This window comes from Pseudomonas sp. 14A, assembly GCF_018132745.1.
GTDB classification, from domain to species: domain Bacteria; phylum Pseudomonadota; class Gammaproteobacteria; order Pseudomonadales; family Pseudomonadaceae; genus Aquipseudomonas; species Aquipseudomonas mercuritolerans.
On record NZ_JAGRQJ010000003.1, the window covers coordinates 664,915 to 677,296 of the forward strand.

The following is a 12,382-nucleotide window of genomic DNA, read 5'->3' on the forward strand; positions in this document are numbered from 1 at the left end:
ACGCGGTGTGTCATTCAACATCGGTATCGACTGATCTGGCGCATTCGCGAGCAGGCTCGCTCCCACAGTTCAAAAGCATTCAGCAGTACCACCAGACAACAAAAACAATCGGACGCCCATCGGCAGTCCGTCTGGAGAAAAATCCATGAGCCTCAATGTAATGGAGGCGGGCGTAAGTCCGTCCGTCGATCACGATGCCGAAAAAGCCCTGGTCAGCAAAGTCGCCTGGCGGTTGATGCCGCTGATCATGGTCTGCTACCTGTTCGCCTTTTTCGATCGCATCAACATCAGCTTCGCCAAATTCCAGTTGCAGACCGACCTGAGCCTGAGCGACACCGCGTACGGCCTCGGCGCCGGGCTGTTCGTGGTCGGTTACGTGCTGTTCGAAGTGCCGAGCAACATGATGCTGTACAAGGTCGGCGCACGGCGCTGGATTGCGCGGATCATGATGTCCTGGGGCGTGGCGACGGCGGCGATGGTCTTCGTCAACAGCGAATGGCAGTTCTATGCGCTGCGCTTCGTCATCGGCGCGATGGAAGCCGGGTTTGCTCCGGGCGTGCTGTATTACCTGACCCTGTGGTTTCCGCAGCACTTCCGTGGCCGCATCACCTCGATGCTGTTTCTGGCCTCGGCGTTTGCCGGGCTGGTCGGCGCGCCGTTCTCGGGGCTGGTGTTGCAACACCTCGACGGCGTGTTGCAGATGCGCGGCTGGCACTGGTTGTTCCTGCTCGGAGGCGTGCCATGCATCGCCCTCGGTTTTCTCGTGCTGACTCAGCTCAAGGACCGCATCGAGGATGCGCACTGGCTGACCGCTGACGAGAAGAAGTTGCTCGCCAGCCGCATCGCCCATCACGAGCCACACAAAAGTGGCGGCTCATTGCTCGCGGCGCTGAAAATCCCCGGTTTCCTGACGTTGGGTTTGATCTACTTCCTGATTCAGGTCGCGTCCTACGGTTTGAATTTCTGGGCGCCGCAATTGATCCGCAGCGCCGGCACCGAAAGCCCGGTGATGATCGGCCTGCTGACCGCCATTCCGTACATCTGCGGGGCGATCAGCATGGTGGTGATCGGACGCTTGTCCGACGCCACCGGTGAACGGCGCAAGTTTGTCGCCGGGCTGGTGATCGTCGGCGCGATCGGCTTCTTCAGCGCGGGAATCTTCGCCAGCCACACGACCTTCCTGATCGTCGCTCTCGGCCTGCTCGGCGCCGGCATCATCGCTTCGATTCCGAGCTTCTGGACACTGCCACCGAAGCTGCTGGCGGGCGCCGGTGCCGGCGCGGCAGGCGGGATCGCAGTGATCAATACCCTGGGGCAGTTCGGCGGGATCGTCAGCCCGGTCATGGTCGGGCGCATCAAGGACCTCACCGGCAGCACCACCCCGGCGCTGTACGTCATCGGCGTCGCCGCGCTGATCGCCGCAGCGTTGCTGCTGTGGGGCTTGCCGCAGAAATTGCGTACGCTCGACAAGTATTGAGATTGGCTGCGTCGGCGATGACGCCTTCGCGAGCAGGCTCGCTCCCACATTTGCAATGCGGATTTCCTGTGGGAGCGAGCCTGCTCGCGAATTCCGACTTCAGACACATGAGAGGATTCGCTGGCCAGATCTGTTGAATCCTCCGATGCAGAAAGGGATAGTGCGCGCCTGGAAATATCTTCAAGGAGCAGGAAGTGACAATGAAGTCCATATGGATCAGCGCTGCGGCGCTCTGCGGGTGGTTGGTGGCTGGGCAGGCGTGGGCCGATTGCACGCCGCCTGCGGTCAGTGGCGAAGCGGACTTTTCTTTGTGCAAGGACTGGCCGGCTTATCCGTCGCTGACGATTACCGCGCTATCGACGTTCGTGCCCGATCCGGTCTATGGCCAGGACGGCAGGGTGGGTTCATACGATCTGGCTCTGGCCGTCACTACCGCTGGCAGCCCCAAGCCGCTGGCGACCTATCATCAGCAGTCGGCGTTTCTCTCCGATGCCATCGCGCTGGAGAGTCTGGAGCTGGATACGGCGCGTTATAAACTCACGCCCGACCTGCGTGCCTTCGGCGTTCGCGCTCATTTCAAAGGCTCGTCACGCGTTAATCCGCTGGATGAAATCTTGCTTTCGCTTTATGTGAAAGAAGGCGACAAACTGCGCCCGGTGCTGGATCGCTTGGTCGTCTACAGCTTCAGTGGCGAATGGGATGGCAATTGCGCCGGAGAGCGCTCGGAGACGGTGCGTACGCTTGAGATGGGCAAAACCAGTTCCCATGGTTACGCCGATATCATTGTCCGCTCGGTCACTACGGGCCTGGTCGGTGAGGGGCCACCCGACACCTGCGAGTCGAAAACTACCCACGAAAAGCCGGTGCTGACCACGTTGCGCTATGACGGCAAAACCTACGTTTTGCCGCAAGGTTTCAAGGGCATGTGACTGGTGTTACTGATACGAATACTTCAAGGAAGAATCATGAATCTGCATCTCCGAATCTATATCGCCCTCGGCTTGTTCGCGCTTACGGCTCAGGTCCATGCCGCTTGCGAAGTAAAAAAATTCGACGGTCATACTCTCTCGCGCTGCAAAATCTGGCCTGCGTTCAACACTCAATCAATTGCAGCGAAGGCCACCTTCGTTCCCGATTCCGCGGGTGCTCAAGACGGCGTGTTCGATCTGGCATTGTCAGTAATTAACGCCACGACGGGCAACACAGTCGCCAGTTATACCAAACCCGGCGCTTACAACTCCGATGCGATCAGCTTCGATGATCTGATCATCGATACGGCGCGTTACCGCTTGGCGGCGGATGTCCGTGCGTTCGGGCTGCGATCGACGTTCATGAGCCACGGTTCCAGAGCGAATCCGTACTCCAAAACCGACCTGGCTTTGTATGTTCGCGAAGGCAATCGCTTACGCCCAGTGCTGGAAGGCCTGGTGGTGCGCAAGGATTTCGGTGAGGGTACCGGGGAGTGCGATACGCGAGACACACGCATTCGCAGGACTGTCGAAATCGGCTCATCCAGCCACAACGGGTTTGCGGATCTGATCGTCAGTTCCAGCGGTTCGTTGATGGAGTCTTTCACTTCGGGCAAACAATGCGCTTCGAAAACCACCAACCTGAAGAACACCCAGGTCACCCTGATCTACGACGGCCAGCAATATGTCGTTTCCGAAGACCTCAGAGGTTACTGATTCGATGCTTACCGGTCTTAACCACCTGACCCTGGCCGTCCGCGATCTGCAGCGCAGTCTGGCGTTCTATCGCGATGTGCTGCAATTGGACGTTGAAGCGACGTGGGATAACGGCGCCTATTTGTCACTGCCCGGACTGTGGTTGTGCTTGTCAGAAGATCCTCAGCGCAGTGGGGAGCCGGGCGCGGACTATACCCATTACGCTTTGAGCGTGAGCGCGGCAGACTTCACTTCACTGGTTGAGACGTTGAAATCGGCTCAGGTGCCGCAGTGGCGAGACAACCGTAGCGAGGGCGCGTCGTTCTACTTTCTCGACCCCGACGGGCACAAGCTGGAAGCCCATGTCGGCGATTTGCAATCGCGGCTGGCTGCGTGTCGGCAGAAACCGTACCCCGGCATGCGTTTTAACGACGCGCAGTGATCGGGCGCAGTCGGCTGATATAGACTGGCCGCCACGTGTTCTGGCGCTCGCAGGTTTTCCATGACTTCATCATTGCTGTTGGCCGTTCTGGCTTCGGGTTTCATCTACGGGATCACGCCCGGGCCGGGCGTGCTGGCGGTGTTCGGCATTGGCGCGGCCCATGGGCGACGGGCCGGGGCGGGGTTTCTGTGTGGGCATCTGCTCGGCGACGTGATCTGGTGCAGTACCGCGCTGGTGGCAATCGTCGGCGCCCGTGAGATCGGTAGCACCGCGTTCGATGTACTCGGCGTGCTCAGCGCGGTGTACCTGTTCTGGCTCGGCTGGCGTGCGGTGCGTGCCCAACGCCGCAGCGGCGACGAGGCGCAAGGGGCGGCGCGACAGCCGTTCTGGCACGGCATCGTCTTCGGCCTGACCAATCCCAAGGCCTACCCGGTGGCGGTGGCGACCTTCACGGCGCTGCTGTCGAGCCGCGCCGAACTGCTCAATTGGTCGATGCTGCCGGCGCTGATCGCCCTGAGCTTTATCGGCGGTGCGCTGGCTTACGCTATCCTCATCGGCGTGGTCGGCGCGCAGCGGGTGCGCACGGTGTATCAGCGTCATGAGCTGCTCATCACCCGTTTATGCGGCGTGATGTTTATCGGCTTCGCCATCAATGCGTTGATGCACGCGCTGCCGGGGCTGCTGCCGAACAAGACTTGATGAAATGGGCAGGGACGCGCAATCACGATCATGGACGATTGAAATCGCTGCACTGTGCGGACATCCCGTAGAACCATGGAAAGCCCTAACCCTGCGCCGCTGGCGAGCTACATGGACCTGTTGCTGGACGCCGTTTGCGCGGTCGACAAACAGGGCCGTTTCGTTTTTGTCAGCGCTGCCTGCGAGCGGATTTTCGGCTACACGCCTGACGAGCTGATCGGCCGCTCGATGATCGAGCTGGTGCACCCGGCCGATCGCCAGCGCACCCTCGCGGCCGCAGGCGAAATCATGGGCGGCGACCCGAAGCACAATTTCGAGAACCGCTACCTGCGCAAGGACGGCAGCGTCGCGCATATTTCCTGGTCGGCGCGCTGGTCGGAGGTCGACCAACTGCGCATCGCCGTCGCCCGCGATATCACCGAGCGCAAGCAGGCCGAATCGCGGCAAGCGGCGTTGTACGCGATTTCCGAGGCGGCGCATGCGGCGGAGGATCTGCTGGCGCTGTTCAAACGCATCCATCTGCTGATTGGCGAGTGGCTGCCGGCGCTGAATTTTTCTGTGGCGCTGTACGACGAACACTGCGCGCAGCTGAATTTTCCTTATCACGTCGACGATCACGAATTGCAGCCCGAGCAGCCCGGCACGGTCATCGGACGGCTTTGCGCGCAAGTGATCCGCAGCGGCCAGCCAATGTTGCTGACCCCGGACAGCGCCGATGCCACGCCCGACTTCGCTGCGCTGGTGGCGGAGCAGAACGCGCCTTGCTGGCTCGGCGTACCGCTGAGCTCAAAAAACGGCACCATCGGTGCCCTGATCGTCAAAAGCCTCGCGGGCGGCGAACGCTACACCGAGCAGGACAAGGAACTGCTGCAATACGTCTGCGCACAAGTCGCCACGGCCATCGAACGCCAGCAACTGCATGCGCGGCTCAGGCGCATGGCGCAATACGATCAACTGACGCAACTGCCCAACCGCGAACTGCTGCGTGATCGGCTCAGGGCTGCGCTGGCCCATGCGCGAACCGTGCACGGACACATGGCGCTGCTGTATGTCGATCTGGATCGCTTCAAACAGGTCAACGACACCCATGGCCATGCCGTCGGTGACATGCTCCTGCAAACCGTGGCCAATCGGCTGAAAGGCTGCGTGCGTGAAACCGACACCGTGGCGCGTATCGGTGGCGATGAGTTTGTCGTGCTGTTGCATAGCGTGCATGCCGCTGAAGATGCCGACAGCGTCGCCGGGAAAATCCGCTTGGTACTGGCGCAGCCCATGCGCCTCGACGGCCATGACCTGCGTATCGAACCGAGCATCGGCGTGGCGCGTTTCCCTGAACACGGTGAAGAAGAACAGCAACTGTTCCGGCATGCCGATCAAGCCATGTATGCGGCCAAGCGCCTGAATCATCGGGCCTTGGGCATCTGAAGCGAGCGCACCGTTCGTCGCGGTCCCGGCAGATTTTCTAAACCTTTGAACGCCAAAGCCTTCTTAACTGAGGCGGACAATTGTCCGCCGCGACTATTTGAGCAGCGGGCGAATCACGGCCCGCTTGAATTTTCCACGAAGGAGGGCGCGACCATGAGCCGGATGGCCACCCGTTTACGTAATGCCAGTTTTGCGACTTTGCTGGGCCTGTGCGCCAGCACTGCGTTCGCCCAGTCGCCTGCCGAATTCATCAACGATGCCTCCGCCAAAGGCATGGCCGACATCGAAGCCAGCCGTCTGGCCCACGGCAAGACCGAATCCAAAGAGGTCAAGGATTACACCATTGTCGTCATCAACGACCGCACCACGGCCAACCAGCATTTGGCGAAAATCGCCAAGAAGCTCGACCTGCCGGTCGCACCTCGCGAAGAACTCGCCGACAAGGCCAAAGAGTTGATGCCAGAAGTAAAGGATGGCGCGACCTTCGATCAGGCTTACGCTGCCAGTCAGGTCAAGGCGACCGAAGAGGCCATCACCCAGATCGAGCAACAGGCACAGACCACCGACGTGCCGGAAATCAAAGCGTTTGCCGATGAGACTTTGCCGAAGCTGCAAAGCCATCTGGAGAAGGCCCGCGCGTTGCAGGCCAGTCGCTAACTTCGCCGTATTGTTCAGCGCGAACGAAATCTTGAGTTGAAAAGCGATGCTTCCCCTGTGGGAGCGAGCCTGCTCGCGAAAGCGGTCTGTCAGTCAATGATGTTTTGACTGACCCTCCGTCTTCGAGAGCAGGCTCGCTCCCACAGGGTGTGTTTACTTGCTCAGCACTCATTCAAATCCTGCTTTGGCTTGCTCTTGTCGCCAAGCCCCTCAAGATCGAACACCTGATTCTCACCCAGCGCGCGGTAATGTCGGCGCAACGCTTCAAGCTGTTTCAGATCCAGCGCCTCCAGCCCGAGCATCGCGTTCTGCGCTTCCTTGTTCACCCGCAGCAGCTCATCGAGTTTCAAGTGCAGAATGTCGGTATCGCGGTTCTGCGTGTTCTGAATCAGGAACACCATCAGGAACGTGATGATCGTCGTCGAAGTATTGATGATCAGTTGCCAAGTGTCGTTGTAACCAAAAATCGGCCCGCTCAAACCCCACAACCCGATCAGGATCAACGCCCCCATGAACGTCTTCGGGCTACCGGCCCACAGGGCGAGTTTTTGGGCAATTTTTGCGAATTTCATGATGGGAGTCCTTGTTTTGGGAGCTTGAAATTCAGACATCGGCGTTGCGCTGAAAATTCTGTTTACAAGTTCTTCGTTCACTCAATACCTGGGTTAGGACTTGCCAATCTTAGGCTTATATATGGACACCTTTCATTGTGGAGGTTTAGGTCTAGTATCAAATGGCAGTCAAACTGCCATCAGCTCATTCCACGGATAGAAACCCGTAAGAGGCGCCTCATGGAATTCTTCGAAAAGTTAGCCAGCCTAGCCGCAAAAGTCCGCTTGCAGAGCGCTGCGATCCAGACTGAAGAAGCAACGAAAAATGCATTCGTCATGCCTTTTATCAGCACGGTTCTGGGTTACGACGTTTTTGACCCGACTGAGGTGACCCCCGAATTCGTCTGCGATATCGGCACCAAAAAAGGCGAGAAGATCGACTACGCGATCATGAAAGAGGGGGAAGTGCAGATTCTGATCGAATGCAAAAAGATCGGTGAACCGTTGCACATCAATCACGCCTCACAGTTGTTCCGATATTTCCATGTCACCAGCGCTCGAATCTCCATTCTTACCAACGGCCAAGTCTATAAATTTTTCACCGATCTGGACGCGCCAAACAAAATGGATGAGAAACCGTTCCTTGAATTGGATTTGTTGGACATTGATGAGTATTCAGTCCCCGAGTTGGTAAAGTTGACGAAGTCAGCTTTTGATGTTGATTCCATCATCAACGCAGCGGGGGAGTTGAAATATGTCAGCCAAATCAAAAAGGTCCTCGCCGCGCAGGTCAGCAAGCCGGACGATGACTTTGTAAAGGTTTTCGCTTCTCGGGTTTATGACGGCGTGATCACGCAGAAAGTGCGCGACCAGTTTCACGAGCTGACCAGAAAAGCTGTCGGTCAATTTTTGAATGACCAGATCAATGATCGGCTCAAATCGGCCATGAGCGGCGCTATCCAGCCAGCGTTGGCCTCCCTGCCATTAGTTTCTGCCGGAACTGATCCGGTAGATCCGCGTGACGAATCAGATGACAAGGTTTTAACAACGCTGGAAGAGCTGGAGGGCTATCACATCGTTCGGGCGTTGGTTCGATCTGTCGTCGATGCCAAGCGAATTGTTCAGCGCGATACACAGAGCTATTTCGGTATCTTGCTGGACGACAATAATCGCAAACCGATCTGCCGTTTGCATTTCAATCGATCACAAAAGTATCTCGGCATCTTCGATGAAGAAAAAAACGAGACCCGTCATGCGATCAACTCGGTAGATGACATCTATGAGTTCTCGGATCATCTGAAAAAAACTGTCGGCTATTACGATTGATGGAGAGTCGACCGTTCACTCAGACACCTCATGCAACGTTCGCACTGGAATTGCCTTTCATGCTGCCTGTATCGTGAAAAGCAATTGAACACCCAACAGGAGAACGCAATGAGTTGGTCTGCCAAGCAATACGTCGCTTTCGAAGATGAACGCACCCGCCCGGCCCGTGATCTGTTGGCGGCGATGCCCACGGCACAGGCCCGGGCGGTGGTGGATATCGGTTGCGGGCCGGGCAATTCCACCGAGTTGCTGGTGCAGCGTTTTCCCGAGGCCAGGGTCAGTGGCCTGGACAGTTCGGCGGACATGATCGCCGCCGCGCGCAAGCGCTTGCCCGGTGTGCAGTTCGAGGTGGCCGAGATCGACAAGTGGACCGATGAAGGCCCGTTTGATGTGATCTTCGCCAATGCAGTGTTGCAATGGGTGCCTGATCACGCTTCGTTGCTGCCAGTCCTGGCGAGCAAGCTTTCAGGCGGTGGCAGCTTGGCGATCCAGATGCCGGACAACCTCAACGAACCGTCCCACCGCTTGATGCGTGAAGTCGCCGCCAATGGGCCGTGGGCGAGCAAGCTGGCAGACGCAGCCGGGCAGCGTACCGACATGGCCAGTGCCAGTGAGTATTTTTCGATGCTGCGCCCGCATTGCGCGCGGGTCGATGTGTGGCGCACGACTTATCACCATCAGCTCGCGGGTGGCGCGGCGGGGGTGGTGGAGTGGTTCAAGGGTAGCGGGTTGATTCCATTCCTGAGCCCATTGACCGAGGAGGAGCGGGCGCAGTATCTGCAACGGTATCTGGCGGAGGTTGCCAAAGCTTATCCGGCCTTGGCTGACGGCTCGGTGCTGTTGCCGTTTCCACGTTTGTTTATTGTTGCGACCCGTTGAAAATATTCATTCGTCTAGCTCGTTTTTTATCGTGAGTTCGACGCATTGGTTCAGGTCGGCGTAACTCGCAAGAACAACCCGATCGGTCCCCTCTCCCTCGGGAGAGGGTTAGGGTGAGGGGCTCGCTGGCGCTTGAAAACCCGATCACCGCCGCACCGCCACCATCATCGTCCTCTGGCATCCTTTCAACTCGTTCACGCTGAACTCGTCGGAAATTTCCTGCTGGTTTCCAGGTTTTTACACGTGGTGCGCCATGGCTGTTTAAAGTCGAATCGCGTTACGTCCCGATGCCTACAAATCCTTGCGCCGCTGCCTACCGGTACGCCAGAATCCGCCTGCTTGTGCGGCTGGCGGGCGGTCGGTAACTTGGTTCGCGTCACTGATTTCCAGTGATCGGGTTTAGCAGCCCGGCCTGGATTGACCAACGGTTGCACATGTACCTTCCAGTCAGGCTTCGCCTGCACTTGATGGTGGCTGTGCACATGGTACCCTCGGGTGAGCCGGGTTTTGGACTTCCTACCGGTCTGCTAAGGAATACGCAAGCCATCGTGCAGACGTTTGATCATTGCCAGACTCAGCTTGCGCTTGCGGTTCAATACTTCCGAAACATGGCCACTGGTGCCAATAAAGGACTCGAGATCCCGCGGCGTCAAGCCTTGCTGATCCATACGGAATTTGATGGCTTCAATGGGATCAGAGGGCGGCATCGGAAAATGCTGCTCCTCATACTTTTCAATCAGCAGAGCGAGAATTTCCCCAAACGTCAGACATGAAAAAAACCGGCGACTGAGAGCCGGTTGGGCAGTAAGAATTTTTTAACCCTGCTGCAAGACCTTCAACGCCGCCGAAGCCAGAAACCCCGATCGGCTTTTCTCCTCAGGATGATGCAACACGTACTCATCAATGCGATTGAGCAAGTGCCCCGGCAGAGTGATGTTGAGCTTCTGTGCTTTGCCCAGGTATTTGACCACGTCGATATCCACTACCGCCCACGCACATCCGGCGTACTGCGGATTGGCGACATGCAGGCTCAATTTGCTGGCCGATGGAATCGGCGCACCGTCGTCTGCCAGAATTTCGAAATGACCTTCGATCGCCTCGCGCGCCATGGCGACAGCGTCATCAAGGTCGTCGCCGGCAGAAAAGCAGCCAGGAATGTCCGGCACTTCAACTCCCCAAGCGTGTTCCTCGTCGCCTATTGAAATCGCAATCGGGTAAAGCATGTTCGTGATCCTCCAAGGCAACGCTGAGAACGGATTCAGAGCATGGCCTGTTGCAAAATACTGATGGCCGTTTTTTTGAGCAGATCCTTTTTTGGATGCGGCACTGTTACCAATCCTGGTTTGGTTGGATGTTTGAAGTGATGATGACTGCCCCGGATACGTACCAGAAACCAACCGTCCGCGACGAGTTGTCCGATTAAAAAACGGCTGTTCACAACACCTCCCTGTGGTGTGCTTGGTGGTTACTATACCTACTGAATTCTACAGATCAATAGACTTGCTACCGTTCAGCCATTGTGGCGTCCGGCGAGGTGGTCAACCCAGTCTAGGCCGCGCGTGTTTGGAGGAACGATGGTTGTGTTGCAGTGTTTTGCGGTGACATTTACGCCGCAAAATGAAAGCAGATCGCTCAGCCAGTCATTGCGACTGATAGAGCGAGCTTACCCGTCGTTTCAACGAAGGAGGGCGACGTTGGTAGCGATCCTTCTCTGGATGATTTTCAGAGTCGCTGGGGTTCTTTTTGGAGCTGAAGGCTTTTCCTTGGAAATTGTCTTTCACCAACTTCCAGACACAAAAAAACCGGCCATCAAGGCCGGTCTTTTCTATTCCTGCATCCCCCGTCAGACAACACAACGCGAGATCAATATTCGGTGGAGCGGGTAGAGGGAATCGAACCCTCATCTAAAGCTTGGGAAGCTTTCGTTCTACCACTAAACTATACCCGCTCAGAGCGGCTGACTTTGTACCAGACTCGGCCACGGATTTGAAGTTTTCTTTTCTCTGCGAGGGCTTTGCCGCGCAGAAATCGGTCGATCGCGAACAAGGACTGCGCCGGTGCAACAGGCACTTCAAGCTTGCAGCCTTGCCCGCGATGACGCTGTTTCAAATGGCCAGGGCATGTTGATCCTGCACAAACGAATAGCGCGTTCGGCTGGCTTGCGGCGCGGGCTTCAGAAAGCCGAGCAGGGCGTTCTGGCTGTCGCGGCAGGCGGCTTTGTGCTCCATGTCGAGAAAGTGCCCGGTGGCTTGCAGGGTGGTGAAGCTGCTGTGCGCGACGTGATTGCCGAACAGGCGCGCGTCCTCGGCGGCAGTGTATTCGTCCCATTCGCCGTTGAGAAACAGCACCGGCACGTTGATTTTTTTCGCCGCATTCACATAGCACTGCCGGTCGCTGTGCAGCACGTCGTTGATGTGAAAGTGCATCTGTCCGTATTCATGCTCGGCGAGGCTGCTGACGTGGCGATAGTTGAAGCGCTTGAACAGCGACGGCAGGTGTTTGCCGATGGTGTTGTTGACCAGATGGCCGACCCGGTCGCCGTCGCGGCTGCCGAGGTAGTCGACGCCGCGCTCGAGGTAATCGAGCATGTGCGCATTGATCACCGGTGAGAACGAGCTGATCACGGCTTTTTCAATGCGCCGCGGTTGCTGGGCGAGGGCGACCAGGGTGGCGGCGCCGCCCCAGGAGAACGACAGCACGTGTTCGGCGGCGAAGTGATCGATCAGTTCCAGCAGAATCTGCCCTTCGACTTCCTTCGTCAGATGTTTCTCATGCCGGTTGTGGGCTTTTGAGCGGCCCGCGTAGGGCTGGTCGTAGCAGACCACGTTGAATTGCGGGTGCAGGTTTTTCACGGTCTGTGCAAACGACGCAGTCGTGGCCATCGAGCCGTTGACCAGAATGATGGTCTTTTCTGCGGCGTCTGCGCGATAGAACTCCGTGTAGACCCGATACTGACCCTGTATATCCAGCACAGCGATTTCTGGCCTCATGTCATAAGACTCCTGGCAAGCAAGCGGGTATGCGCGCAATCGAGATTGCACGAGCTTTGTGACAGGTAGGCATACGCCTGAAATTTGCTGGCCCATGTCGATCCGGTAAGGCAGGTCGACGGGTGTTGTTATTGGCGGGCAGATTGCCGGCTGAGGCGCAGCCCTTGAGGGCAGACGACCGACAAAAAGTTTCTTGGAAGTATGTGGTGACTAATCGGTCACATTTCGGCCGACGTCCTGATTCAAGCAGGGGACTCAGGATCACGCAAGTG

13 protein-coding genes, 1 tRNA gene and 1 pseudogene are annotated in these 12,382 nt (G+C 57.5%); 9 read left to right on the top strand and 6 right to left on the bottom strand.

Translation table 11 applies throughout. The features are described from left to right. Positions 1–145 precede the first annotated feature (145 nt). From PS14A_RS05645 to PS14A_RS05675, 7 genes are all read left to right on the top strand, one after another. Complete coding sequence (locus PS14A_RS05645; protein WP_212615486.1) at positions 146–1,477, top strand: MFS transporter; 1,332 nt, start codon at positions 146–148, stop codon at positions 1,475–1,477. A gap of 194 nt (positions 1,478–1,671) precedes the next feature. Continuing rightward, entirely contained in the window at positions 1,672–2,406 is a 735-nt protein-coding gene (locus PS14A_RS05650; protein WP_212615487.1) for a hypothetical protein, read from the top strand. Positions 2,407–2,442: 36 nt separating this feature from the next. Next, on the top strand, positions 2,443–3,162 hold the full coding sequence (locus PS14A_RS05655) for a hypothetical protein (protein ID WP_212615488.1): 720 nt from the start codon (positions 2,443–2,445) through the stop codon (positions 3,160–3,162). 4 nt (positions 3,163–3,166) lie between these two features. After that, positions 3,167–3,583, top strand: a complete 417-nt coding sequence (gene fos / locus PS14A_RS05660) for a fosfomycin resistance glutathione transferase (RefSeq protein ID WP_122691684.1) — start codon at positions 3,167–3,169, stop codon at positions 3,581–3,583. Between the two features lie 60 nt (positions 3,584–3,643). Next, positions 3,644–4,282, top strand: a complete 639-nt coding sequence (locus tag PS14A_RS05665; RefSeq protein ID WP_212615489.1) for a LysE family translocator — start codon at positions 3,644–3,646, stop codon at positions 4,280–4,282. 75 nt (positions 4,283–4,357) lie between these two features. Continuing rightward, positions 4,358–5,707: a sensor domain-containing diguanylate cyclase gene (locus PS14A_RS05670; protein ID WP_212615490.1), complete on the top strand. Its 1,350-nt coding sequence runs from the start codon at positions 4,358–4,360 to the stop codon at positions 5,705–5,707. A 153-nt stretch (positions 5,708–5,860) separates the two neighbouring features. Next, positions 5,861–6,364, top strand: coding sequence for a DUF4142 domain-containing protein (locus PS14A_RS05675; protein ID WP_122691681.1), 504 nt, complete (start codon positions 5,861–5,863; stop codon positions 6,362–6,364). Between the two features lie 161 nt (positions 6,365–6,525). On the opposite strand, the gene PS14A_RS05680 is transcribed toward PS14A_RS05675, so the two are convergent. Beyond that, entirely contained in the window at positions 6,526–6,936 is a 411-nt protein-coding gene (locus PS14A_RS05680; protein ID WP_016771301.1) for a low affinity iron permease family protein, read from the bottom strand. 219 nt (positions 6,937–7,155) lie between these two features. Here PS14A_RS05680 and PS14A_RS05685 point away from each other — a divergent pair, with 219 nt between their 5' ends. Both PS14A_RS05685 and tam read left to right on the top strand, forming a co-directional pair. Continuing rightward, positions 7,156–8,241: a type I restriction endonuclease gene (locus PS14A_RS05685; RefSeq protein ID WP_122700025.1), complete on the top strand. Its 1,086-nt coding sequence runs from the start codon at positions 7,156–7,158 to the stop codon at positions 8,239–8,241. A 108-nt stretch (positions 8,242–8,349) separates the two neighbouring features. Beyond that, complete coding sequence (tam, locus tag PS14A_RS05690) at positions 8,350–9,120, top strand: trans-aconitate 2-methyltransferase (RefSeq protein ID WP_212615491.1); 771 nt, start codon at positions 8,350–8,352, stop codon at positions 9,118–9,120. A 527-nt stretch (positions 9,121–9,647) separates the two neighbouring features. On the opposite strand, the pseudogene PS14A_RS05695 reads toward tam, so the two are convergent. From PS14A_RS05695 to PS14A_RS05715, 5 genes and pseudogenes are all read right to left on the bottom strand, one after another. Next, a pseudogene (locus PS14A_RS05695) lies at positions 9,648–9,875 on the bottom strand (transcriptional regulator); the annotation flags it as partial. 60 nt (positions 9,876–9,935) lie between these two features. Further along, positions 9,936–10,343, bottom strand: a complete 408-nt coding sequence (locus PS14A_RS05700; protein WP_024011974.1) for a type II toxin-antitoxin system HicB family antitoxin — start codon at positions 10,341–10,343, stop codon at positions 9,936–9,938. A 35-nt stretch (positions 10,344–10,378) separates the two neighbouring features. After that, positions 10,379–10,558: a type II toxin-antitoxin system HicA family toxin gene (locus PS14A_RS05705; RefSeq protein ID WP_016771297.1), complete on the bottom strand. Its 180-nt coding sequence runs from the start codon at positions 10,556–10,558 to the stop codon at positions 10,379–10,381. A 436-nt stretch (positions 10,559–10,994) separates the two neighbouring features. After that, positions 10,995–11,068, bottom strand: a tRNA-Gly gene (locus PS14A_RS05710). Positions 11,069–11,225: 157 nt separating this feature from the next. Then, on the bottom strand, positions 11,226–12,110 hold the full coding sequence (locus PS14A_RS05715; RefSeq protein WP_212615492.1) for an alpha/beta hydrolase: 885 nt from the start codon (positions 12,108–12,110) through the stop codon (positions 11,226–11,228). Positions 12,111–12,382 lie beyond the last annotated feature (272 nt).